23 protein-coding genes are annotated in these 23,507 nt (G+C 61.8%); 10 read left to right on the plus strand and 13 right to left on the minus strand.

What is annotated here, in order from left to right; genetic code table 11:
- Positions 1–99: 99 nt before the first annotated feature.
- Genes ACFOW6_RS16325 through ACFOW6_RS16340 form a run of 4 tightly spaced genes read right to left on the minus strand, consistent with a single transcriptional unit; the run spans position 100 to position 4,298 of the window.
- The gene (locus ACFOW6_RS16325; protein WP_382423494.1) at positions 100–1,398 is read right to left on the minus strand and encodes a replication-associated recombination protein A; all 1,299 of its coding nucleotides are present in this window, start codon (positions 1,396–1,398) and stop codon (positions 100–102) included.
- Positions 1,395–2,711 carry a TRAP transporter large permease gene (locus ACFOW6_RS16330; protein ID WP_382423495.1) on the minus strand — a complete coding sequence of 439 codons (1,317 nt, stop codon included), beginning with the start codon at positions 2,709–2,711 and terminating at the stop codon, positions 1,395–1,397. Before ACFOW6_RS16330 ends, ACFOW6_RS16325 begins: the two co-directional genes overlap by 4 nt.
- Positions 2,708–3,244, minus strand: coding sequence for a TRAP transporter small permease (locus ACFOW6_RS16335; protein ID WP_382423496.1), 537 nt, complete (start codon positions 3,242–3,244; stop codon positions 2,708–2,710). The genes ACFOW6_RS16330 and ACFOW6_RS16335 overlap by 4 nt, the downstream gene beginning before the upstream one ends.
- 7 nt (positions 3,245–3,251) lie before the next feature.
- Positions 3,252–4,298, minus strand: coding sequence for a TRAP transporter substrate-binding protein (locus tag ACFOW6_RS16340; RefSeq protein WP_382423497.1), 1,047 nt, complete (start codon positions 4,296–4,298; stop codon positions 3,252–3,254).
- Between the two features lie 148 nt (positions 4,299–4,446).
- On the opposite strand from ACFOW6_RS16340, the gene ACFOW6_RS16345 reads away from it, so the two are divergent.
- The gene (locus ACFOW6_RS16345) at positions 4,447–5,154 is read left to right on the plus strand and encodes a fumarylacetoacetate hydrolase family protein (RefSeq protein ID WP_449267370.1); all 708 of its coding nucleotides are present in this window, start codon (positions 4,447–4,449) and stop codon (positions 5,152–5,154) included.
- A gap of 14 nt (positions 5,155–5,168) precedes the next feature.
- Here ACFOW6_RS16345 and ACFOW6_RS16350 read toward each other — a convergent pair whose 3' ends face one another.
- Positions 5,169–5,330, minus strand: a complete 162-nt coding sequence (locus tag ACFOW6_RS16350) for a hypothetical protein (RefSeq protein ID WP_382423498.1) — start codon at positions 5,328–5,330, stop codon at positions 5,169–5,171.
- Between the two features lie 268 nt (positions 5,331–5,598).
- Between ACFOW6_RS16350 and ACFOW6_RS16355 the strand changes: the two genes are divergently transcribed.
- From ACFOW6_RS16355 to ACFOW6_RS16365, 3 genes are all read left to right on the plus strand, one after another.
- Positions 5,599–6,285: a PRC-barrel domain-containing protein gene (locus ACFOW6_RS16355; protein ID WP_382423499.1), complete on the plus strand. Its 687-nt coding sequence runs from the start codon at positions 5,599–5,601 to the stop codon at positions 6,283–6,285.
- A gap of 539 nt (positions 6,286–6,824) precedes the next feature.
- Positions 6,825–7,205 (plus strand): hypothetical protein, encoded by a 381-nt coding sequence (locus tag ACFOW6_RS16360; protein ID WP_382423500.1) that lies wholly within the window; start codon positions 6,825–6,827, stop codon positions 7,203–7,205.
- Between the two features lie 257 nt (positions 7,206–7,462).
- On the plus strand, positions 7,463–8,275 hold the full coding sequence (locus tag ACFOW6_RS16365) for an alpha/beta fold hydrolase (RefSeq protein ID WP_382423501.1): 813 nt from the start codon (positions 7,463–7,465) through the stop codon (positions 8,273–8,275).
- Between the two features lie 158 nt (positions 8,276–8,433).
- Here the strand turns inward: ACFOW6_RS16365 and efp are convergent, their stop codons facing one another.
- Positions 8,434–9,000, minus strand: coding sequence for an elongation factor P (gene efp / locus ACFOW6_RS16370; RefSeq protein WP_382423502.1), 567 nt, complete (start codon positions 8,998–9,000; stop codon positions 8,434–8,436).
- Between the two features lie 89 nt (positions 9,001–9,089).
- On the opposite strand from efp, the gene epmA reads away from it, so the two are divergent.
- The 3 genes from epmA to ACFOW6_RS16385 all read left to right on the plus strand — a co-directional run bounded on the left by epmA (position 9,090) and on the right by ACFOW6_RS16385 (position 11,420).
- Positions 9,090–10,157 carry an EF-P lysine aminoacylase EpmA gene (gene epmA / locus ACFOW6_RS16375; protein ID WP_382423503.1) on the plus strand — a complete coding sequence of 356 codons (1,068 nt, stop codon included), beginning with the start codon at positions 9,090–9,092 and terminating at the stop codon, positions 10,155–10,157.
- Positions 10,158–10,275: 118 nt separating this feature from the next.
- Positions 10,276–11,043, plus strand: a complete 768-nt coding sequence (locus tag ACFOW6_RS16380) for a dienelactone hydrolase family protein (protein ID WP_382423504.1) — start codon at positions 10,276–10,278, stop codon at positions 11,041–11,043.
- Between the two features lie 146 nt (positions 11,044–11,189).
- Complete coding sequence (locus ACFOW6_RS16385; RefSeq protein ID WP_382423505.1) at positions 11,190–11,420, plus strand: hypothetical protein; 231 nt, start codon at positions 11,190–11,192, stop codon at positions 11,418–11,420.
- A gap of 3 nt (positions 11,421–11,423) precedes the next feature.
- Here the strand turns inward: ACFOW6_RS16385 and ACFOW6_RS16390 are convergent, their stop codons facing one another.
- Positions 11,424–12,068 carry a glutathione S-transferase family protein gene (locus tag ACFOW6_RS16390; RefSeq protein ID WP_382423506.1) on the minus strand — a complete coding sequence of 215 codons (645 nt, stop codon included), beginning with the start codon at positions 12,066–12,068 and terminating at the stop codon, positions 11,424–11,426.
- A 104-nt stretch (positions 12,069–12,172) separates the two neighbouring features.
- Here ACFOW6_RS16390 and ACFOW6_RS16395 point away from each other — a divergent pair, with 104 nt between their 5' ends.
- Positions 12,173–13,594, plus strand: coding sequence for a leucyl aminopeptidase family protein (locus ACFOW6_RS16395; RefSeq protein ID WP_382423507.1), 1,422 nt, complete (start codon positions 12,173–12,175; stop codon positions 13,592–13,594).
- Positions 13,595–13,648: 54 nt separating this feature from the next.
- On the opposite strand, the gene clpA is transcribed toward ACFOW6_RS16395, so the two are convergent.
- The 3 genes from clpA to ACFOW6_RS16410 all read right to left on the minus strand — a co-directional run bounded on the left by clpA (position 13,649) and on the right by ACFOW6_RS16410 (position 17,070).
- Positions 13,649–15,973 (minus strand): ATP-dependent Clp protease ATP-binding subunit ClpA, encoded by a 2,325-nt coding sequence (gene clpA / locus ACFOW6_RS16400; protein ID WP_382423508.1) that lies wholly within the window; start codon positions 15,971–15,973, stop codon positions 13,649–13,651.
- Between the two features lie 7 nt (positions 15,974–15,980).
- A complete protein-coding gene (gene clpS, locus ACFOW6_RS16405) occupies positions 15,981–16,310 on the minus strand; it encodes an ATP-dependent Clp protease adapter ClpS (RefSeq protein ID WP_382423509.1) in 330 nt (109 codons plus the stop codon).
- Positions 16,311–16,539: 229 nt separating this feature from the next.
- Entirely contained in the window at positions 16,540–17,070 is a 531-nt protein-coding gene (locus ACFOW6_RS16410; protein WP_382423510.1) for a phasin family protein, read from the minus strand.
- Between the two features lie 339 nt (positions 17,071–17,409).
- Here ACFOW6_RS16410 and ACFOW6_RS16415 point away from each other — a divergent pair, with 339 nt between their 5' ends.
- Both ACFOW6_RS16415 and ACFOW6_RS16420 read left to right on the plus strand, forming a co-directional pair.
- Positions 17,410–18,177 (plus strand): peptidase, encoded by a 768-nt coding sequence (locus ACFOW6_RS16415; protein WP_382423511.1) that lies wholly within the window; start codon positions 17,410–17,412, stop codon positions 18,175–18,177.
- Between the two features lie 136 nt (positions 18,178–18,313).
- The gene (locus ACFOW6_RS16420) at positions 18,314–19,564 is read left to right on the plus strand and encodes a serine hydrolase (protein WP_382423512.1); all 1,251 of its coding nucleotides are present in this window, start codon (positions 18,314–18,316) and stop codon (positions 19,562–19,564) included.
- A 93-nt stretch (positions 19,565–19,657) separates the two neighbouring features.
- Here ACFOW6_RS16420 and ACFOW6_RS16425 read toward each other — a convergent pair whose 3' ends face one another.
- The 3 genes from ACFOW6_RS16425 to galU all read right to left on the minus strand — a co-directional run bounded on the left by ACFOW6_RS16425 (position 19,658) and on the right by galU (position 23,448).
- The gene (locus ACFOW6_RS16425) at positions 19,658–21,058 is read right to left on the minus strand and encodes a methyl-accepting chemotaxis protein (RefSeq protein ID WP_382423513.1); all 1,401 of its coding nucleotides are present in this window, start codon (positions 21,056–21,058) and stop codon (positions 19,658–19,660) included.
- Between the two features lie 96 nt (positions 21,059–21,154).
- Positions 21,155–22,561, minus strand: coding sequence for a phosphoglucomutase/phosphomannomutase PgmG (gene pgmG, locus ACFOW6_RS16430; RefSeq protein ID WP_382423514.1), 1,407 nt, complete (start codon positions 22,559–22,561; stop codon positions 21,155–21,157).
- Positions 22,558–23,448, minus strand: coding sequence for a UTP--glucose-1-phosphate uridylyltransferase GalU (galU, locus tag ACFOW6_RS16435; protein ID WP_382423515.1), 891 nt, complete (start codon positions 23,446–23,448; stop codon positions 22,558–22,560). Before galU ends, pgmG begins: the two co-directional genes overlap by 4 nt.
- Between the last annotated feature and the right edge of the window lie 59 nt (positions 23,449–23,507).

Genomic DNA, 23,507 nt, shown 5'->3' on the forward strand with positions numbered 1-23,507 from the left:
CGACGTGACGGGAGGACCTTACGCACCCAGTCCGGCAACGCAAGGAACAGCTTTGCATGACGGAATCGCAGGCGGCGCAAGGCTGAATTAGAGCGTTCTTCATGAACTCTTTTTTGCCCGCAGCCGGGCCCAGTACTCCAGCCGCTTGGAAATTTCGCGCTCAAAGCCGCGTTCCACGGGATTGTAGAACGCCTGACGCTCCATCTCGTCCGGAAAGTAATCCTGGCCGGAAAAGCCCTCCGCCGTGTGGTGGTCGTAGGCATAGTCCTTTCCGTAGCCCAGCTCCTTCATCAGCTTCGTGGGTGCATTCAGGATATGCTTCGGCGGCGCCAGCGAGCCCGTTTCACGGGCCGCGCGCATGGCCGCCTTCGAGGCCGAATAAGCGGCATTGGACTTGGGCGCGGTACCCAGGTAGATCACCGCCTGGACCAGGGCCAGTTCTCCCTCCGGACTGCCCAGCCGGTTATAGGCATCCCAGGCCGCCAGAGCCTGGGGCAGCGCCTGGGGATCGGCCAGGCCGATGTCCTCGGAGGCAAAGCGCGCCAGGCGACGAGCGATGTACTCCGGGTCCTCGCCGCCATCGAGCATGCGGGAAAACCAGTAGAGCGCGGCATCCGTGTCGGAGCCACGCAGCGACTTGTGCAGTGCACTGATCAGATTGAAATGGCTTTCCTGTCCCTTGTCATAGAGCGGTGCACGCTTCTGCACGACAGCCACCAGGTCTGCAGTCGACAGCTGGCTGTCTTCCGGCTCCGCGAATAGGCGCTCGGCCAGGTTCAGGAGATAGCGGCCATCTCCGTCGGCCATGGCCAGCAGCGCACTGCGCGCCTCGTCGTCCAGCGGCAGGGAGCGGCCGGCCTCTTTCTCCGCTCTTGTCATCAGTTCGCTCAGGGCGGGTTCCCCCAGGCGGTTCAGCACATAGACCTGGCAACGCGACAGCAGTGCCGGGTTCAGCTCGAAGGAGGGGTTTTCCGTCGTAGCGCCGATCAGGATGACCGTGCCGTCCTCCACGTAGGGCAGAAACCCGTCCTGCTGGGCGCGGTTGAAACGATGCACCTCGTCTATGAACAACAGGGTTCCCTGGCCGGCACCCCGCCGCTCCTTCGCCCGGTCGAAGACCTTGCGCAGGTCAGCCACGCCGGAGAACACGGCCGAGAGCGGTTCGAAGGCCAGATCACTGGCATCCGCGATCAGCCGGGCAATCGTGGTCTTCCCGCATCCGGGCGGCCCCCAGAGAATCATAGAGGCCAGGCGTCCCTGCTGTACCATCCGGCCGATCGGGGCATCCGCAGCCAGCAGGTGCTGCTGCCCCACCACCTCCTCCAGGCGCACGGGTCGCAGGCGATCCGCCAACGGTCTGTCGGCTGTGGATTCGAAAAGGTTACCGGAGGAACTCATGCAAACCTCAGGGCAAACAGAACGATACCCGGGAACGCGACCAGAAGGCCCACCCGCAGCACTTCCGCGATCAGGAAGGGCAGGACACCACGAAAGGTCTCCAGCATCGGCACGTCTCTGGCCATGGCATTTATCACGAAGACATTGAGACCGACCGGCGGTGTAATCAAGCCAAGTTCCACCACGATCACCGCCAGCACCCCGAACCAGATGGCGGTTTCTTCGGGTCCCAGTCCGAAGTCGAGTCCGCTGACGATGGGAAACAGGATGGGAATGGTCAGCAGGATCATGGACAGGCTGTCCATGACGCAGCCCAGCAGCAGGTAGAACAGCAGGATGACGATGATCACCAGATAGGGGGAAAGTTCCGCGGCGGTGATCCAGGAAGCGGCCTCCATGGGCATTCGGGTCAGCGCGAGAAAGGCGGAATAGACCTCGGCACCCAGCAGGATCAGGAAGATCATGGCCGTCGTCTGCGCTGTGCCCAGCAGGACGCCGCGCCAGCCTCCGTTGGCCAGGCCGCCTTTCAGCAGGGCCAGCAGGCCGGTGGCGGCGGCGCCCACCGCCGCTGCTTCGGTCGGCGTGAAGACCCCCCCATAGATGCCCCCGATCACGGCGACGAAGATCAGCAGGGCCGGCCAGATGGACAGCAGGACCCGCCAGCGCTCGCGCCACGGCATGGGTGCGACCGAGGGACCTTCGGCCGGGAAAAGACGGACATAGACGGACACTGCAAGCATGAATCCGACCACCGCCAGCAGGGCCGGTATGAAGGCCGCAAGGAACATGCTGGCGACGTTTTGTTCCGTCAGGATCGCATAGATCACCAGGATCACCGAGGGTGGTATCAGGATCCCCAGGGTTCCTCCGGCCGCCAGCGTGCCGGTGGACAGAGCACCGGAATAGCCGTAGCGCCGCATCTCCGGCAGCACGACCTGCCCCATCGTCGAGGCCGTGGCGGTCGAGGACCCGCAGATCGCCCCGAATCCTGCGCATCCGCCGATTCCGGCGATGGCCAGCCCCCCGCGCCTGTGGCCGAGAAAGGCATAGGCCGCGCGAAACAGAGCTTCCGACAGTCCCGCACGCGTGGCGAACTGCCCCATCAGCAGGAAGAGCGGAATGACGGAGAAGGAGTAGTTCGAGAAGAGATAGTAGGGCGTGGTCTTCATGTAGTTCAGAAAGGCGGTTTCGCCGTTCATCACCATGTACCCCCCGCCGCCGACAGCCAGCATGGCGACGCCGATGGGAATGCGCAGCACAAGCAGGACCAGGAGCAGCAGGAAACTGCCGAGTCCCAGGGTAAAAGCCGTCATCCCCCGCTCGCCTGCCCGTTTGGGACACGGAAGCGACGCAGCACGCCATAGGCACAGAGCAAGGCCAGCAATGCAAACGACAGCACGGCCGGAACGAAGCCCCACCACACCGGCAGGCGCAGCACCATGGTCGACTCGCCATAGCGCCAGAGATCCAGTCCCCCCTCAGCCAACCGCCAGGCGATCAAGGCAGCAATAAGAGCGAACAGCAGATCGGCCAGGCCATCCAGAATCCCCTTAAGCCGTGATCCCAGCCGCTGGGTAAAGAAATCCACCCGGGCATGCGCACGCACGTACTGACAATAGGGTAGAAAGGTGAAAATGGCCGTGGCGCAGCCCATTTCGACCAGTTCATAGTCGCCTCCGAGCCCGGCACCAAAGACCGCGCGCCCCAGAATGCTGACCACGGTCAGCAAGGCCACAAGACACAGCAAGGCGCCACCGAAGATGGCGAAGCCGAGGCAGACTGCATGCAGCACTCTCTCCGCAATCCGCCAGAGCACAGACCCATCGGAAATGCGGCTGCCGTACATGCTTCGTTCACTCCTCGCTGTAGTGTTCGATCAGCTCCCGGGCCGCCGAAAGCAGCGCCTCTCCATCATCTCCGGCCGCGTCCCGCTCGGCGACCCACTCCTCGATCACGGGTTGGCTGGCTTCCCTCCAGCGCTGCAGTTCCTCCCCCTCTATGATGTCGAAGGCATCCCCCTCCTCGCGGGCAGCCTGGCGCCCCGGCTCCTCGGCCTCGTCCCAAGTGGCGCCAATCTCGAGGGCCAGCTCGAGTCCGCTGTTATCGTCGATGACCTGCTGCAGGTCCGCCGGCAGAGACTCATATGTCTGCTTGTTCATGAGGAACAGGAAGACCGCGGTATAGAGACCGCGCTCTCCGTGAAACTCGGTGTGGCTATCGGTCAGTTCGTGCATGCGCAGGGACCGCGTTACCTCATAGGGCAGGGCCGCACCTTGGATAACCCCCTTGGAGATGGCCTCGGGGACCTGCGGCACCGGCATGCCCACGGGCGACGCCCCAAGTATGTCCAGCGTATCGTTGAGGATTCGTGTGGGCGCGCGCACTTTCACGCCCTGGAGATCCTCCAGCTTGCGGATGCGCGTGTCCTTCATGTGCAGAGTGCCTGGCGCATGCGCGTGCACCAGGATGGGACGCACAGAAGACAGTTCATCCCGGGCGTGGGTTTCGTAATACTTCTGGGCAGCTGCGCTGGTGGCCCTGGCACTGCCGGGCACGAAGGGCAGCTCGAAAACCTCGAGCTTCGGAAAACGCCCCGGCGTATAGCCGGGCAGTGTCCAGACCATCTCCACCACGCCGTCGCGAACCTGGTCGAACAGTTGCGGGGCACGCCCGCCCAACTGCATGGTCGGGTAGATCTCGATGGCGATCCGGCCCTCGGACTGGGTCTCGACGCGCTCGGCCCAGGGCTCCAGCAGCTCCACCTGCACTGTGGAGGAAGCCGGCAGGAAATGGTGAATACGTAAGGTAACCTCCTGGGCAGTGGCCTGGGAAATCGACCCGAACACCAGAAAGGCCCCGCCGAGAACGATTGGCAGCAGCCCGAATTTCAGCCTGAACATCAAGAGCGAACCTTCCTTTGCGTTTTATGCTCCCGCTCCACGCGGGGAGCATCGGCGCCACAGCTATAGAAGCACTTCGGCCTCGGGTAAAGTTGACAGGAAACCACTTTTTCTGCAGCAAATCCGACTCATCCTCCCAACAGAAGGCATGATGATGACCGATATCCCTGCCGCCTGGGCTCCGCCCTCCCTTCCCATTGCCGGACACGACGCAACCTTTCCGGTACGGCGCATCTTCTGTGTCGGACGCAACTACTCCGAACACGTCCGCGAAATGGGCGAGGACAGTCGCGAGCTTCCCTTCTTCTTCATGAAACCGGCCGACAGCTTGCTGCCTGAAGGACGGAACTTTCCCTATCCCTCGGAAACCCAGAATGTGCATCATGAAGTCGAGCTGGTGGTTGCCCTGCACAAGGAAGGTCGCAATATCCCTCGTCCCAAGGCACGCGAACATATCTTCGGCTATGGCGTGGGCCTCGACATGACTCGCCGCGATCTCCAGGGTGAAGCCAAGCAGAAGGGGCGGCCCTGGGAGGTCGGCAAGGCCTTCGATCACGCGGCGCCCTGCTCTCGCCTTTATCCGGCCGCGGAGATCGGACATCCCACAGAGGGGCGGATCGCGCTATCCGTAGATGACGAGGAACGCCAGGTCGGTGACCTCTCGCAGATGACCTGGGCGGTGGATGAGCTGCTGTCCTATCTCAGCCGCTATTTCACGCTTCTGCCCGGAGATCTTGTCTACACAGGTACTCCGGCCGGCGTCGGCCCTGTTCTCCCCGGGAACAGGCTGCATGGCACAATCGAGAGGATCGGCGATCTGACCTGTCAGGTCATGCCTGCTGCAGCACAAGGGTAATCCGCCGCCCCACCTCAGGCGAAGCCCAGGAAGAGGCCTCCCAGAAGGACCACCGCCAGTGCTGCCGAAACGAAAAGCACGTAGCGCATGACTCCCAGTTCCTTGCCCTGGCGGGCTTGCTCCGGGGTACGCTCTGCATGCTCATCATGGCTCTGAAAGTTGTCGTTCCGTGCCATTGTGTCACCTCCGGCATGGGTCGGCTTTTGAAACCCATCCTTTACAGCTAATCAGGATCACGGCTGTGAAAACCCTCTTGTCCGCGTACGCATCAGCTGTCGTCTGTGACATTCAGGGGCGTACGCCCTCTGCCGGAACGCGAACAACCCCCTCTTGTGTAGGCATCCGAAGGCATTGCTGCGACATTGTTGGTAGGCACGTTGCCAGGGTATCGGCGCTTCCCAACCTCTGAGAAACCGAAACAACGGTTTACGAAGAGGTGCCGTCATGAAACCAAGACTTATAACCCTGATCTCGGCCTTCGCCCTGCTGTTGTCATCGACCAGCCTGGCCCTGGCCCAATCCTCCACGCCCTCGGAGAAGGACAGCGGCCAGCCGGCCGAAACGACAGAGACGTCGCCTGACGCCGGGTCCGGCGTGAATGCCGAGGCCGGCAAAACCTCGGACAACGATGCTGCGCCTTCCGTAGAGGAAGGCACAAACGTCAACGACGGCGAGACCGGTGCGGCAGAAGCGGCCGAGGAAGATGTCGAGAACGCGGCCGAAGCGACTGACGATGCGGCCGAGGATGCCGCGGAGACCGTGGAAGAAACCATGGAAAGTGACACCGCGGAGGAGCCCACGGTGAACATGTCGAACCTGCGCCCTCTCAAAGGCGAATATGAAGGCGTGATGCTGAGCAACGGCATGGACCCCGAAGAGGTCGTCGGCGCCGCGATCGTCAACAGCGAAGGCGATGAAGTGGCCAGAGTCGAGGACCTGCTCGCCGATCAGAGTGGAGAGGCAGTGGCTGTCCTGGCAGAAGCCGGCGGCATCCTCGGCATCGGAGCCAAGCAGATCGCCATCCCCCTGTCCGAACTTTCCGCCGGTGAGAATGGCCAGCTCGCCAGCTCCCTGACGGAAGAGGACATCGAGACCATGCCCGAATACGAAGCCCCTGAAGATACGGACTGAGGACCTCTCCCCCTGCTTCCCAACCCTGCCCCCTGGGGAAGCAGGGGGCTTTTTCCAAAAGCTTGAGCAAGCCACGAAGGGTTCAGTAATGAAATCGCTTAAACCTCCGATCCGACAGGCACGTCATTTTCGCGTGCACACGTCATTCGCGAAGGACCGGCAAACGCCCGGCCAGCCCTCCTGACGGGCGTGTATTCCGAGGTAGTTGCTCCCCCAAACCCACCCGAGTGGAGTTGCAAGCCTACCCTAGTGGGCAGGTTTGCGAGCATTCGGGGTATCCTATTGCAGTTCACAGGGCCGCACCCGAACTCTGGGATCCGAAGACAGGCCTGCGGCGGGAACTCCCGTTGGATGAGTCCCCGAATGACAGGAGTCCCTGTCTGGTGTTTCTGGTTTCGACACGCGGAGAATACTGATCCGCTTTCTCTATCCCCGAACAGGACAGAAACCAGACTAGCGAACGTTAAGATGCGCTTTTTCCCTGCCCTCCAGTCATTAAGAGGGATTTTTCAAATATACATTTTTCAAGGAGATATACGATGAAATCCTATACTCAGAGATATACTGCCCCAGCTTTATTCACCTTGTTGTTATCCGGACTCATGTTCACCGGTTTATCTACGGAGGTACTGATACGCGATTCTTATGCACAAAGCGCCGAAAACTCGCGCGAATCCGGTCCCGACCTGACCGGGGACATCCAGGAGAACAGGATAACAGCCCATCGAACCGTTTATAACAACCTTCAGACAGCCGCTGATATCGGCGCGAGTTCCACGCACAGATCCAACGAAGAGACAGTTTACCTCAGTAAGCGGCATGGCGGCGAGAATGTCGCTCTGCACAGCCGGAACGACACCGCCAATCCTCTCATGTTCGGCCACGACTTAGACAATTCGAACCACTCGACGACCGAATGAACCGGGCGTCTGGAAAGGCACACCCCAGCTCCCCTGCCGAACTGGCAGGGGATTGCTGTCGGCCAGTCACGGTCCTGAGCCAATGAAAGATCAAAGCGATAGATAAGAACTTTCTTTTAGCCGCTGGCGCATCTCGCCGAAATGTCTTGTTGGGAAGTTTGCTGGCCACCATTTCCGGGGCCTTGCCGGCCTTGGCTTTCGCAAAATCGACCAAAAGTCCCATCCCGTCTTCTCTCTCCGACACAAGAACCCAAGCGATGAGTGTGGTTACCGCAAAGGATGGCACCCAGGATTGGGGTTCCGGCCAGCCGATCGTCTTTTACCATGGCTGGCCGCTTTCCAGTGACGACTGGGATTCGCAGATGCTTTTCTTCGTGGAGAAGGGCTATCGCGTCGTCGCTCATGATCGCCGTAGTCATGGTCACTCGAGTCAGGCCAGCAACGGCCACGACATGGACCATTATGCCGACGACGTTGCTGCCCTTGTCGAACACCTCGATCTGCGCAATGCCATTCATGTCGGCCATTCCACGGGGGGCGGAGAGGCAGCACACTATGTAGCCCGCCATGGAAAGGGCCGTGCGGCCAAGCTCGTGCTCATCGGTGCGGGGCCGCCCATCATGGTGAAGACTCCCGCCAACCCGGGTGGCTTGCCGCTCGAAGTCTTCGACGACTTCCGGCGTCAACTCGCGGCCAACCGTGCCCAGTTCTATCTCGATGTCGCCAGCGGCCCATTCTACGGCTTCAATCGGCCACAAGCGAAAGTGTCACAGGGCGTGATCGAGAATTGGTGGCGGCAGGGCATGATGGGCAGTGTCAAGGCCCATTACGAGGGCATCAAGGCCTTCTCGGAAACGGACTTCACCGAGGATCTCAAGGTAATCGACGTCCCGACGCTCGTCATGCACGGTGATGATGATCAAATCGTTCCGATCGCCGACTCTGCGCTGCTGTCCGCAAAGCTTCTGAAAAACGGGACCCTCAAGATCTATGAGACCTTCCCCCACGGCATGTGCACCACGCATGCCAATGTAATCAACACTGACCTTCTTGCCTTTATCGAGGCATAGCCGTTTCCGTCTGAAGGCCTGTGTCTTCCTTTCTCAGCTACTCATCGGTGACGGCGAGGCTGGTAACAACAGGGCTTCTTCAAAGCCACCGAAGACAGATCGCCTGCCAGCCAGCAGGCGACTTGTCCTTCATCCCCGAAGATACCAACCAGGGGACGTCAGTCCTTGGCGCGTTCCTGATAGGTGTTGTCCGCCGTATTGACGACGACCCGCGTGCCCGCGGTGATGTGCGAGGGCACCATGATCCGCAGGCCGTTGCTGAGCGAGGCGGGCTTGTTGGAGGAGGCGGCCGTCTGGCCCTTGACCACCGGTTCGGTGTCCGTCACTTCCAGAGTCACCCGCTGGGGCAGTTCGATACTGACGGGAACGCCCTCGTGCTGGAAGACCTTCACCACCAGTCCTTCCTGCAGATAGACATCCCTGTCCCCGATCACCGATTTCGGCACGATGACCTGGTCGAAGGTATTGACCTCCATGAAAGCATAGCCTTCGGCATCCTCATAGAGATACTGGTAATCGCCTTCCTCGATGAAAGCACGCTCCACCTGCTCCGTGGTGCGGAAGCGTTCCGAAACCTTCACCCCATCGCTCAGGCGGCGCATTTCCAGCTGCGTGACGGGCGTTCCCTTGCCCGGCTTGATGTTGTCGGCCTTGAGAACGACGAAGAGCTTGTCGTTGTATTCGACGACATTGCCCTGCCGCAGTGCACTGGCATTCACTTTCACGATCGAATATCCCTGTTGAGAAAGATGCCGGAAGCTAACAGCTTGCCGGTGTTCCCTCAACGCCAAGCCGCACGGAATGGCCGTACAGCATGCCTGCACCTCCTGCCAACTGGTGGCATCCGGATATCTACGCCCAGCGGCGCCCCCGCCTGGTCAAGCGTGCCGCGGTCCTGAGCACACTGCGCCGCTTCTTCTCGGAGCGGGATTTTCTGGAAGTGGAAACACCGGCCCTGCAGGTTTCCCCCGGCCTGGAGCCGCACCTGCAAGCCTTCGAAACCAGCCTGCGCACGCCCGCGGGTCAGCAGGCCACGCTCTATCTGCATACGTCTCCGGAATTCGCCTGCAAGAAACTCCTGGTCGCAGGAGAACCGCGTCTCTTCGCTTTGGCCCGGGTGTTCCGCAATGCCGAACGCTCCGAGTTGCATCACCCGGAGTTCACACTGCTGGAATGGTACAGGGCGCACGACACTTACGAGCGCCTGATGCATGATTGCGAAGAGCTTTTGCGTGCCGTGGCGTCTGCACTCGGGCGGACAACCATGGAACACGATGGCCGTCAGGTCGATGTCTTCCAGCCCTGGGATTACCTGTCGGTGCCCGAGGCCTTTCATCGCTATGCCGGCATCGACCTGCTGGCCACCGCCCCCGATCCCCTGGCCCCGAATGCCGCGTTGCTTGCAAGCGCGGCACGCCAGCAGGGCATCCGCACCGCCGAGGACGACGACTGGCAGGCGGTCTTCACGCGTATCCTGCTGGAGAAGGTCGAGCCCCATCTTGGGCATGCAGCCCCAACAATCCTGTACGACTATCCTGTCAGCCAGGCCGCCCTCTCGCGCCCGAAGCCGTCCGACCCGAGACTTGCAGAACGCTTCGAGCTCTACGTTGCCGGCGTGGAGCTGGCCAACGCCTTCGGAGAGCTCACGGATGCAGCGGAACAGCGCCGTCGCTTCGAAGCCGATTGCGCGGAAAAGGAACGTATCTACGGAGAGCGCTACCCCATCGACGAGGATTTTCTCGCCGCCCTGGACTACGGCATGCCGGAGGCTGCGGGCATTGCCCTGGGGGTCGATCGCCTGGTCATGCTGGCCACCGGTGCCGGCAGAATCGAAGAGGTCCTCTGGGCGCCTGTGCATGCCGACGAGGGGCTGCAACGGTGAAGAGCAAACACAGCTTGACCGAAATTTGACAGTGCTTAAGCCGTTTTAGGTTGGGACCGGTGCGGGTTTTGGTGTTATAGAGCCACAGGAGCAATCATCGGGAGGCATTGGCGAAGCGATGCGGGAGCACAGAACACACCTCATTCCTGCCCTGGTCTGTCTCGTTCTTACCCTCTTCCTGCTACTTCCCGTCCCCCAGGCTCACGCCGGCAGTCCCTCCCAGATCGTCAATGGCATGGGCAGCTTCACTGTCGAGGGGCGCAACGTGCGCATCGACATGGCCCTGCCCGAGGTGGCCAGTTCCCGGAACACGGTTCCGGCTGTCGCGGTCCTGCACGGCGCCAGCGGTTTCGGCGGGGGAACGCTTTTCTATCCGATCGTCGAAGAACTGGTGCAGGAAGGCATCGCCGCGTTCATCATTCACTACTTCGATGGTCTGAACGTCGGCAACAAGGCAAGCCCCGCTTATTTCGAGCAACGCGATCGTATCGTCGGCAAGGCTCTCGAGTACATTGCCCGGCTGCCCGAGGTCGACGGCGAACGCATCGGTATCTACGGTTTCTCCCTCGGCGCCTTCCAGGCGCTCAGCCGGGCCGTGGATGACCAGCGCATCAAGGCCGTCGTCGCCGTCGGCGGAGGCCTGTCCCGGAGCATCGACCGCTCACGCATCGAGTCCATGCCTCCCACCCTGCTGCTGCATGGCGCGCGCGATCCCATCGTGCCTGTGGGGCGGGCCCGGGAAACCGCCGAGGTCCTGAAAACGGTGGGCGCCAACTATGAGCTCCAGATCTATGACGGTCAGGCACACACCCTGCAGGGTTCCACTTTCGATGACAGCCTGGAACGCACCTCGGAGTTCTTCCTGCGCACCCTGAAGTTCCGTTGACAGGCTCCGTGCTGGACGCGGCCTTCCCTGCATTATCATGCGGATGACATCATAACATCATCAAGCCTGCTGTAGTCTGGACGGCAATTGAACAGCGCCGCGTCCCGATCCGGGATCGACGGCACCATCCAGCGAGGACAGGCATCATGCAGGTATTCGGAAACACAGGCGCACTTCTGATAGAGAACCAGGATCGTGGGGTCGGGCTTGCGGTTCGCGAGAACGACGGCTTTCGCTTCGTTGCGCTCGATCCCCGCTATGATCGCTTCGACGGCCAGTATTTCAGCAGTCCCGAGGAGATCGAGCGGACCGTCAAGCGTGGACACGCGGACGCCTCGCGGCGAAACGGCCAGCAGCCGCCGGCCCACGCGGCCTGAGGTTCAGGCCGTCAGGCTGAAATCCCAGGTCTCCTCCCGGGCGACGTTCAGCCATTCCTGATACAGTGGCCACTCCTGGACCCGTTGCATGTAGGCCTTGCCCTGCGGGCCGGGCGAGATGCCATAGGTGGCAAAGCGGCTGACCACAGGGGCATAGAAGGCATCGGCGAGGCCGGGGGATCCGAAGAGGAAACCGTCCGTGCCCGCGGCCTCACTCAGGCAATCTTCCCAGAGCTGGCTGATGCGCTCGACATCGGCCTGAGTTTCCGGGGAAAGCGAAGCCGGACGGTGCGCGCGCATGTCCATGGGGCATTCCTTCCTGAGCGCTGCAAAGCCCGCGTGCATCTCCGCAATCACGCAGCGCGCCCTGGCCCGGGCGCGAGTGTCCGCCGGCAACAGGCCGGCTTCGGGAAAACGTTCGGTTAGATACTCCCCGATGGCCAGGCTGTCCCAGACGGTCCGGCCCTCATGGATCAGTACCGGCACCTTGCCGCTGGGCGACCAGGCGCGGATTGCCTCGGCCGTTTCCGCAGTGCGCAGGGGAATGACCTTTTCCTCGAAATCGATCCCCACCTGCCGCAACGGCAGCCAGGCACGCAACGACCAGGAAGAGTAGTTTTTGTTTCCGATAACCAGTGTGCTATCCATAGGAACTCCCAAACGCTCGGCGGCGAGCATCCAGCCTACAGCCTGCCGCCGCCCGAGATCTTCTGCAACTGCTTCTTCCACCCAGTCCAGGTGAACCGAGAATCATGACAAATCACATGCTTGCCTCACTTGTCGAGTCCCCCGGCAACGCCACACCCCTGCGCATTCTCGATGCGGACAGCCTGGAAAGGTGGCTTGCCACACAGGAGGATCATGTCAGGTCGTGGGTTGCCGCCAACGGTTTCAGCGCGAAGTCCGGCAATTTCTGTGCATTGCCTGACGGCAAGGGATATCTGGGGGAGATGCTGGTCGGCGTCGATGACTTCGACGATATCTGGTCCTACGGCAGCCTGCCCTATAGCCTGCCGCCGGGGACCTATGAGATTCAGCCGGCCCTTGGCAGTGCAAGCGCGAACGCAGCCGCACTGGGATGGGCATTGGGCAGCTACACCTACAGCCAGTACCGCAAGGTGGATCGGCTGTCCGCGTCCCTGGTCTGGCCGTTGAACTGCGATCCTGTCACCGTGCAGCGACTGGTTGGCGGCATCGGGCTGACCCGGGACCTGATCAACACGCCGGCCAATGACATGGGGCCGGCTGAACTGGAACAGGCCGCCCGCAGCCTGGCGGGGACGCACGGCGCATCCTGCCAAGTGACCTCGGCCGATTCCCTTCTGGAGGAGAACTATCCCGCCATCCATGCCGTCGGCCGTGCCTCGACACGCGCACCACGCCTGATCGATCTGCGCTGGTCGGGCGGTGACGAGAGCGCACCGCTTGTGGTTCTCGTCGGCAAGGGGGTCTGTTTCGACACCGGGGGGCTTGATCTCAAGCCGGCCGACGGCATGAAGATCATGAAGAAGGACATGGGCGGTGCGGCCCATGTCCTGGGACTGGCCTCCATCATCATGGAGGCGGAGCTGCCGCTGCGCTTGAGAGTCCTGATTCCCGCCGTGGAGAACTCCGTCTCCGGCGACGCCTTCCGGCCGATGGACGTGCTGCAGACACGCAAGGGGCTGACGGTGGAAGTCGGCAACACGGATGCGGAAGGCCGGCTGGTGCTGGCCGATGCCCTCAGTGAAGCGGGCAACGAGACGGTCGACCTGCTGTTCGACTTCGCGACGCTGACGGGGGCCGCCCGGGTTGCGCTGGGCCCGGATCTGCCGGCCATGTTCTGCAATGACGACGCCCTGGCCACCGCCCTTCTCCGTCACGCGGAGACGCAACGGGACAGCATCTGGCGCCTGCCCTTGCACCAGCCCTACAAGCAGAAACTGAAAAGCAAGATCGCGGACCTCAGCAACATTTCCGAAGGCCCCTTCGCCGGCTCCATCACGGCGGCGCTCTTCCTGGAGTATTTCGTCCCGCCGAAGACTCCCTGGGTGCACTTCGACATCTATGCATGGAACCAGAGCGACCGTCCGGGCCGGCCCACCGGCGGCGAAGCCATGGCCTTGCGGGCGGTCTACAGCCTGATCGAGGAACGAGCCCTGACCGGCAGGACCCCAAGCAACGACAGCGCATAGAAAAAGGCCCGGAGCATCGCTCCGGGCCTTTCCACGTACAGCTTGTCCAATCGGTTATTCCACCAGGGCAGGAGTCTTGCCCTTGCCGCCGTTCGAGCCCGAGGATTTCTTGCCGTTGCCCTTCGGCGGCTCCTCGAACGAGAAACTCAGGCGGTCGTCCTTGACCTCGACGCGGACGTAACCGCCCTTGGCAAGCTTGCCGAAGAGAAGCTCCTCCGCCAGCGGCGTCTTGATGTTCTCCTGGATGATCCGACCCAGAGGCCGTGCCCCGTAGGACGGCTCATAGCCCTTCTTGGCCAGCCATTTCCGGGCTTCGTCGCTCACCTCGATGGTGACCCCGCGGTCGGCCAGCTGGGCCTCCAGCTGGATGACGAACTTGTCCACCACCTGGGCCACAATCTCGGACGACAGCCCGGCGAAGGAGATCACCGCATCCAGCCGATTGCGGAACTCCGGCGTGAAGAGACGGTTGATCGCCTCCACGTCCTCACTCTCCCGGCTGCTGGAGATGAATCCGATGGTCGGCCTCTCCATTTCCGCGGCTCCGGCATTGGTCGTCATGATCAGGATGACGTTGCGGAAGTCGATGGTCTTCCCGTTGTGGTCCGTCAGCTTCCCGTAGTCCATGACCTGCAGCAGGATATTGAAGAGATCGGGATGCGCCTTCTCGATCTCGTCCAGCAGCAGGACACAATGCGGGTTCTGGTCCACGGCATCGGTCAAGAGGCCGCCCTGGTCGAAACCGACATAGCCCGGCGGGGCCCCGATCAGGCGGCTGATGGTATGACGCTCCATGTACTCGGACATGTCGAAGCGGGTCAGTTCGATCCCCAGTGTCCGGGACAACTGGCGCGCCACCTCGGTCTTGCCGACACCGGTGGGCCCGGCAAAGAGATAGCTGCCGATAGGCTTCTCCGGCTCGCGCAGGCCGGCCCGGGACAGCTTGATTGCGGCGGACAGGGCGTCGATGGCCTTGTCCTGCCCGAAAACCATCGTCTTGAGGTCGCGCTCCAGCGTACGCAGAGCCTCCCGGTCGTCCTTGGTGACGGCCTTCGGGGGAATCCGCGCGATCTTGGAGACCACCGCCTCGATGTCCTTGACCGCAACGGTCTTGCGCCGGCGAGAGTCCGGCAGAAGGGTCTGTGCCGCACCGGCTTCGTCGATCACGTCGATGGCCTTGTCCGGCAGCTTGCGGTCATGGATGTAGCGATGCGAGAGCTCCACCGCACTGCGCAGGGAATCCTGCGTGTAGCGCACGCTGTGGTGCTTCTCGTAATAGGGCTTGAGGCCCTGCAGGATCTTCACCGCATCGTCGACCGTGGGCTCATAGACGTCGATCTTCTGGAAACGACGCACGAGGGCGCGGTCCTTCTCGAAATAGCTGCGGTATTCCTTGTAGGTCGTGGACCCGATGCAGCGCAGCGTACCGTTCTGCAGGGCAGGCTTCAGCAGGTTCGAGGCATCCATGGCCCCGCCGGAGGTCGCACCGGCACCGATCACGGTATGGATCTCGTCGATGAAGAGCACGGCATGATCCTGCTGTTCCAGCTCGTTCATAACCGCCTTCAGCCGCTCCTCGAAGTCGCCGCGATAGCGCGTTCCGGCCAGCAGCGAGCCCATGTCGAGGGCAAAGATCGTGGCCGTCTTCAGGGCCTCGGGCACCTGGCTGTCGACGATCCGCTTGGCCAGTCCCTCGGCGATCGCCGTCTTGCCGACACCCGGGTCCCCGACATAGAGCGGGTTGTTCTTGGTGCGGCGGCAGAGCACCTGGATGGTGCGCTCGATCTCGGCTTCGCGTCCGATCAGGGGATCGATGCGGCCATTCTGGGCCTTCTGGTTCAGGTCGACGCAATAGGCATCCAGGGCTTCGCGACCCTTCTGAGACGCCTTCTCGGACTGGGCCTCGCTGTCCGTGCCGTGAACGGTCTTGGATTCCTCCTTGCCGGACACCTTGGCGATGCCGTGACTGATGTAGTTCACCGCGTCCAACCGGCTCATGTCCTGTTCCTGCAGGAAGTAGACCGCGTGGCTCTCGCGCTCCGAGAACATGGCCACCAGGACGTTGGCCCCGGTCACCTCGGCACGCCCCGAGGATTGCACATGGATGGCGGCACGCTGGAGGACGCGCTGGAAACCGGCGGTCGGCTTGCTCTCTTCCGTCTGCAGGTTGATCAGATTAGCCAGCTCATTATCGATATAATCGCTGATATCACTGCGCAGGCGATTTACGTCGACCCCGCAGGCGCGCATCACGGACAGCGCATCCCCGTCCTCGCTCAGCGCGAGCAGCAGATGCTCCAGCGTCGCGTATTCATGCCGGCGTTCACTGGCCAGGGCCAGGGCGCGGTGCAGTGTTTTTTCGAGATTGGGCGAGAGCATGAGAGGCCTACTCCTTTTCCAGCGTGCACTGCAGGGGATGCTGGTGCTTGCGCGCGTAATCGACCACCTGGGTTACCTTGGTTTCCGCGACTTCATATGTAAAGACGCCGCACACGCCGACGCCACGGCGGTGCACCTGGAGCATGATCTGTGTGGCTTCTTCCCGACCTTTCGAGAAAAACTGTTCCAGCACATGAACGACAAACTCCATGGGCGTATAGTCGTCGTTCAGCATGAGAACCTTGTAAAGTGACGGCTTTTTGGTCTTCGCCTTGGGCTTGACGACAACGCCGGTAGAGGCGCCATCATCGTCGTCCTGTCCGTCGTCCGTACTCATTACCGCTTCCTGATACATGCGAGGTAACTGACTGCCTCCGGATCTGATGAGCATAACACAAAAATCGTTCCCTACTGATTAACTTGGAAAGAAGAATGCGGCGTCAAGAGGGTGTTCCCTCAAGGCTGTCATGCACAGAGTTTGGCAAAGACAGAGAGCGGCTGCAAACGAAACGGGGCCCGGCATCGCTGCCGGGCCCCGTTGTTCATCTGTCATGCTGCCGAAAGCATCAGGCCGCCGGCTTCATGACCTTTTCGATGGTCGCCTGGGCGCGAGTCTGCAGCGGAGCAACGGTCTCGTTGGCCGTCTGCATGGACATCTCGCTCAGCTTGGCGGTCTCCGCCAGGAACTTGTCGAACTGGCCGCGGCTGTATTCACCCTGCAGGTCAGTAACTTCCTGCAGATTCTTGGCGCCCAGCATCTTCTTCGTCATGGCCAGGCCGGCTTCCATGTTGCTCTGGGTGAAGCTCATCATTTCCTTGCTGATGGCCTCGAAGCCCTTGGCAAAAGTGGACCCGGAGGTCACGACGGCGTTCAGGTTCTCCTTGCCGAGATCCGAGAACTCGTCATAGCTCTTGAACGCCATGTTGGAGGACTTCTCGACCTGCTCCTTGGTCATGGAGAAGGCCTGCTCGTACTGCTTCGTGGCAGCGTCGGCGCTGACCTTGAGAACCGCTTCGACAGTTTCCTTACCGGAATTGACGGCGGCCTCAACAGGCTTCAACGCTTCCTGCGCCGAGGCGGTTTTCTTCGTGGTCATATCTTACTACTCCTGATGGTTGGCGGGTTCATCTTTATTCTCCAGGGGCTGTACGCGCCCCGTCGGATGATCCACGCATGTCTTTGCTGCGATGCAGCATACCCGTAAGATAAGGACTGCTCTGACCAAGTCAAGAATTTTTTGTGCAGTGCAGCATATTTGGAAGGCGAGCTCGCGCTCCCTTGGCTCCTCGGCCCTTCCCGGAGCGCCCACCGCCATTTCCTCCGCCAATTGGCCCGTATGAGAGCTTGCCGCCTGTTTCGAAAGCTGCCACCTTTCTGAGCGTAAGGAGAAGGGGCTTCGGAGTCGCATCTTTCGCAGGAAGCTCAGCAGCAAACAATGACCTATTGCCTCGGAATTCGCGTTGCGGAAGGTCTCGTCTGTCTGGCCGACGGACGGGTCACCAGCGGCAACCTTGTCACCAACGCGCGCAAGGCGACGCTGCATGGCCCGCAAGACCATAGCATCGTGGTCATGACCTCCGGGCTGCGTTCGTTGCGCGAGAAGCAGCTCTCCTACTTCGACCGCTATCAGCAGCAGCAGGCCCCGCAGGGATTCGCCAGCATGCTGGATGCCGTCATCGCCTACGGCAAATGCCTGAGGGAGGTCGAGGCCGAGGACCGGAGCTTTCTCGAACGCTCGGATCTGAACTTCAACCTGCACAGCATCGTTGGCGGTTGCTTGCCCGGGGACCGGATACCAACCCTCTATCTCGTCTACCCCGAGGGCAACTGGATCGAGGTGGACAACCGGACCCCCTATCTCTCCATAGGCTCGATCGCCTACGGCAAGCCGATCCTCGACCGGGCGCTGACCTACGAAACCACGCTGGCGAATGCTCTGAAGCTGGCTTACCTCTCGTTCGATTCCACCCGTTACAGTTCCGCCGATGTCGGTTACCCCGTAGACATGCTGACCTACAGCGGCGAGGAGGCGTGCTGGCGACATGCCCAGTACGACTATGACCAACTGAGCGAGCAGCGGCAGTGGTGGAACCGGGAAATCACAGCCCTGGCCGCCCGCATGCCGCACGGCCCCTGGGTGGAAGGCCTCCTGGCTGACCAGAGCAAAGCCCGCTTGGCCTTGGTCGGCGAGGACAGCTCGTAAATCCTTTATAAACCATTCCAGCGCAATACTGAGCCTCTCGGGCCCGGTCATCGCGAAATTCTGGACAGGATCGAATCGATCGCATAGAATCGCTGTGATTCAGGGGACTATCATCTATTCTTTGGGGGCCGTCTTAATGATTCCCGCATCATTTCCACGCCTTGCTGCAAAGTTTCTGTGCGTTTTTGCCGCCGTTTTTCTGCTGGCAGCGGCCGCCCAGGCCAATCCGAAATATGCCTCCATCGTCATGGATTACCAGACGGGACAGGTTCTCCACGCGTCCAGTGCGGACGCCCAGCGCTACCCTGCCTCGCTGACCAAGATGATGACGCTCTACATGGTGTTCGAGCGGCTGGAGAACGGCAGCATGACGCTGGATCAGCCGCTGCATGTCTCCCCGCGCGCTGCCAGCATGCCACCGTCCAAGCTGGGCCTGCGCACGGGGGAAACCATCCGCGTGAAGGACGCCATCGGCGTTCTCGTCACGCGTTCGGCCAACGATGTGGCGGTGGTGGTTGCGGAGAGCATCGCCGGCACGGAATCGGAATTCGCCCAGCTCATGACCCGCAAGGCACGGCAGCTGGGCCTCCGGCATACGACGTTCCGCAATGCCTCCGGCCTGCCGAACAGCGGCCAGGTAACGACGGCGCGCGACATGGCGCACCTCGCCAAGGCGCTGCTGGATCACTTTCCCCACTACTACGAGTATTTCTCCACTACGGAATACACCTACCGTGGCCAGACCATCAACAGCACGAACAAGCTGTTGGACCGCTACAAGGGCCTGGACGGGATCAAGACGGGCTATATCAATGCCTCCGGGTTCAACCTCGCGGCTTCGGCCGTGCGCAATGGCCGTCGCATCATCGCCGTGGTCTTCGGCGGCCGCAGCTCCCAGTCCCGCAACGCTCACATGGTGACCCTGCTGGACCGCGGCTTCGAGGAAGCAAGACAGCTTCGTGTGGCCCGCAGCGTGGCTCCCGAGGGACCGGCCGCTCCGAAACCGATGCAACTGGCCTCGGCCGCGGGCTCCGCTGCCACTCAAGGCACTGAGAAGGACTCCGGGCTTTCCCTGATTGCAAGCGCCGAGGCCGCCACGAGCGACGCCACCTATGCCGAGGGGGACGCCGCCACCTCCGGCATCTGGGCCATTCAGGTCGGAGCGTTCAGCGATTCCCAGTCGGCCCAGCACATCGCCGGCAAGGCCGCCGAACAGGTCCAGGGACTGTCCCTCGAGCATGTGGCTGTCAGCAGCACCCGCGGCGTCAAGGGGGCCCTCTATCGCGCTCGCCTGATCGGCCTCGAGGAGACGCAGGCCAGGACAGCCTGCAAAACCCTGTCATCCGAAGGCATGGATTGCCTGGTGGTCAATCCTTCGGGAAGCTGAGTGCACGGCCAGACACGCGACACAGACGGATTACGGAAAAAGGCTGCCGGATAAACTCCGGCAGCCTTTTTCCATTCCTGCTGGTCCAGGGCGTCAACCTTCGGGACGATAGGCCAGGCGCACAGCTCCCCAGTGCTCTCCACCAACATGGACGGGCACCGAGACATCCTTCATCAGGACGAACTGCCCGCCCCCCATGTCACGGCGATAGGTCTGCAAAAGGAACGGTTTCGTGTTCTGTCCGGCTGCAAGTCCGACGCGGTCATTGAACAGGCGGCGATTGCGGCAGTTGGCATTGTTCCAGACCGGATCGTCACCCTGCGGCTTCGAGAACTTCCTGTTGTGCGTCGGTATATATCCCTGTGTATCGATACAGGCGCAGAAGACGATGCGTTCATCCTTGTCGAGAACGGCTTCCTGGAATTCGGGGAAGAGGCGGTCAGCCAGTTCCGTGAAGGGCGCCATGTACTGCTCGGGATTGCTGCCCGGAATCAACTGGTAGTCCCGGCTGAACAGCCTGTCCCGGGTGATTGCCCCCTCGCCGACGGCTTCGTCCAGGGCCGTACTGCAGCGTTCTGCTGTTTCGCGGGCCAACTGGATGAAAGGGCGATCCAGCGTGTTGTCCTCGCTGTCCGCCACCAGGCCCAGCAGGTCCTCGCCTGTGGCGATCAGCTTGTTGATACGATCCCGGCTCTCGTTCAGGGTTTCTCCGGAGCGGCTGATGCCGCCTGTCATGCCGTTCAGCGTTTCCGCAAGCTGTCGTGAACCTTCATCAATATCTCCGGCATCCTTGGCGATGTCACCAGCCCGTCCGTCGACCGCTTCCATGGCCTGCTGCAGATTGCTCAGCAGGCCATCCAGGGATTCGGTTCCCTCGCGTACGGCCTCGGCCTGCTGTGTACTCTCGGAGCCCATGGACATCAGTTGCCGGGCCTGGCTGGTCAGTTGGTTCAGGGTTTCGTCGATTTCCGCGGTCGCCTTGCTGGTCTGTCCCGCCAGCTCCTTGACCTCCCCGGCCACGACGGCGAAGCCCTTGCCGGCTTCGCCGGCCCGGGCGGCCTCGATGGTCGCATTGAGCGCCAGAAGATTCGTCTGCTTGGCGATGGCATCGATGCCTGCCGCTACCCGAGAGACCTTGTCCAAGGCCTCCTGCAATCCGGACAGCTGGCTTTCAATGTCGTTGACGGACTGAACCAGGTTGCGGATCTTCTCCAGGCCGCTGTCCATGGTCTCGCGCGATCCCGCCACTTCCTGGCAGGCGCCGGAAGCGGTTTCGCGCGCCGAAGCCGCCATCTCGAGGATCCGGTGATTGCGCTCCGAAACGCGGTCGGCCTGGCTCGACAACTCGTTCAGGGCCGAGGCCTGCTCCTCAACGTCCCGGGCAATGCTCTCCACATGCCCGGCCACATCGGTCAACTCGAGTCCCAGGCCGCCCGCGATGGACGCGACCTGGTCGACCATTGTCCCTGTCTCGTTTCCTTCCCGCTCACTCATGATTTTCCTCGCATTGAGTTGAGAGTGTCGGCGGAAAGTCTAAAAAGCAGGTTTTTAAGGAATCATTAAGCGCAGTTTTTATGTGGATTTGAAACTCTAGTGTTCTGACAACTCCAGTCCGCTCAGGCGCACCTGCTCGGCCAGACGCTCCCTGAGCCGGGCCAGAGCGCTTTCGTCCCGCGCCTCGCACCGCGCCACCAGGACATCCTGGGTGTTGGAGGCGCGCAGCAGCCACCAACCGCCCTCTTCCGTCACCCGGACACCGTCGATGGCATTGACCTCGGCAGCTCCCTCGCGTTCCAGGCGCTCGCGGACCTCGCGGATCACCGCCTGCTTGCGGTCCTCGGGGCAGGGGAACCGCAGTTCCGGCGTATTGACCACCGGCGGCAGGGACTCGCGGAAGGCCGCCAGGCTGTCTCCCCAGGTCTCGAGGGCCGAGAGCAGGCGTACGGCGGCATAGAGTGCATCGTCATGACCGTAGAAATGATCGGCGAAGAACAGGTGAGCGCTCATCTCTCCGGCAAAAGGCGATCCGGTCTCCTGCATCTTGGACTTGATCAACGAATGCCCCGTTTTCCACATGAGCGGCTGGCCGCCCATCTCGGCGATGCCGTCGAACAGGATCTGGCTGGCCTTCACATCGGCGATGATCGTCGCCCCCGGCTGTGCCTTCAGTACATCGCGGGCCAGCAGCAGCATCAGCTGGTCGCCCCAGAGGATACGCCCCCTGGAATCGACGGCGCCGATGCGGTCGCCATCGCCATCGAATGCGATGCCCAGATCACAGCCCTCATCCAGGACCACCCGACGCAATTCCTCCAGATTTTCGGCCACTGTCGGGTCGGGATGATGGGCCGGGAAGGTCCCGTCGATGCGCTGGTTGAGCAGGATGTGTTCGCCGGGCAACTGCTCGCAGAGCCGCTCCATGGCGACACCGGCCGCACCGTTGCCGGCATCCCAGGCCACCTTGACCTGCTGCGATCCCTTGTAGTCGCGCAGCAGGCGCGAAACATAGGCCTCCAGCAGTTCGTGGTCCTCCATTTCGCCATGACCCTGCAGGAAATCGCCACGTGCCGCCATCCGGCCGAGTTCCTGAATATCCTCACCGAACACGGCCTGCTTGCCGATGACCAGCTTGAAGCCGTTGTAATCCGGGGGATTGTGCGAGCCGGTCACCATGACCCCGCCATCCGCATCCAGGGCATGGACCGCATAGTAGAGCATCGGTGTGGGGCCGAGACCGATCCTGTCCACATGGGCGCCGCTGGACAGGATCCCGGCGACCAGGGCGGCCTCCAGTTCGGGCGACGAGAGCCGCCCATCATAGCCGACCACAACGCGCTGCCCGCCATTGCGCCGGATCTTCGTCCCCACGGCACGGCCAAGTGCTCGTGCATCCTCCGTGAAGAGCGTGTCTCCGACCAAGCCGCGGATATCGTACTCGCGCAGCAGGCTGGGATGGAACGTGTGTCCGGACGTCTCTGTCGGCGCTTCGCTGCTCATGCCGTTTCCTTCATCGCAGGGCTGTAACGCTCGAGAATCTCCCCCATGGCGTCACCCAGGTCCTCGCGCGCCAGGGCAAAGGCAATATTGGCTTCGAGGAAGCCCTCCTTGCTGCCGCAGTCGAAACGCGTGCCCTCGAAGCGCAGGCCATGGAAGGGCACCTCGCTGATGGTCCGTGCCATGGCATCGGTCAACTGGATCTCGCCTCCGGCGCCCTTGTCCTGGCGCGACAGTTCGCCGATCACCTGCGGCTGCAGGATATAGCGGCCGATGATCGACAGGGTCGAGGGAGCCTCAGCCGGCTTCGGCTTCTCGACCAGCCCTCGGGCTTCGGCAATCCGGCCGTCGTCGTTGACCACATCCAGGATGCCATAGCGATCGGTATGCTGTTCCGGCACGTCCATGACAGCCACCACGTTTCCCCCGACTTCGTTGTAAACCTCGATCATCTGCGCCAGGCAGGATCGCGGTGCCTGCACCAGATCGTCGGCCAGCAGGACAGCGAAGGGTTCGTCGCCCAGCAGCGCGCGCGCACACCAGACGGCATGGCCCAGCCCCATTGGCTGCTGCTGGCGGATATAGGCCACCTGGCCCGGTTTCATGACCGTGTCCTGGATCATCTCCAGGCTCGACTGCTTGCCACGTTCGCGCAGCGTTTCCTCAAGTTCGTAGGAATGATCGAAGTGATCCTCGATGGCGGCCTTGCCACGTCCTGTCACGAAGATGAATTCCTCGATTCCCGCGGCGCGGGCCTCCTCCAGCGCATACTGGATCAAGGGCTTGTCCACGACGGGCAGCATTTCCTTGGGCATGGCCTTGGTGGCCGGCAGAAAACGGGTTCCCAGCCCGCCGACGGGAAAAACGGCTTTGCGTATGGGTTTTGGCATGGCTTGAACCAGTCCTCCTGTTCACAACACACTGATCTGAATAAAGTTCGGCATGCCCA

Source organism: Fodinicurvata halophila (assembly GCF_042651425.1).
In the GTDB taxonomy this organism is placed as follows: Bacteria; Pseudomonadota; Alphaproteobacteria; order Kiloniellales; family DSM-21159; genus Fodinicurvata; species Fodinicurvata halophila.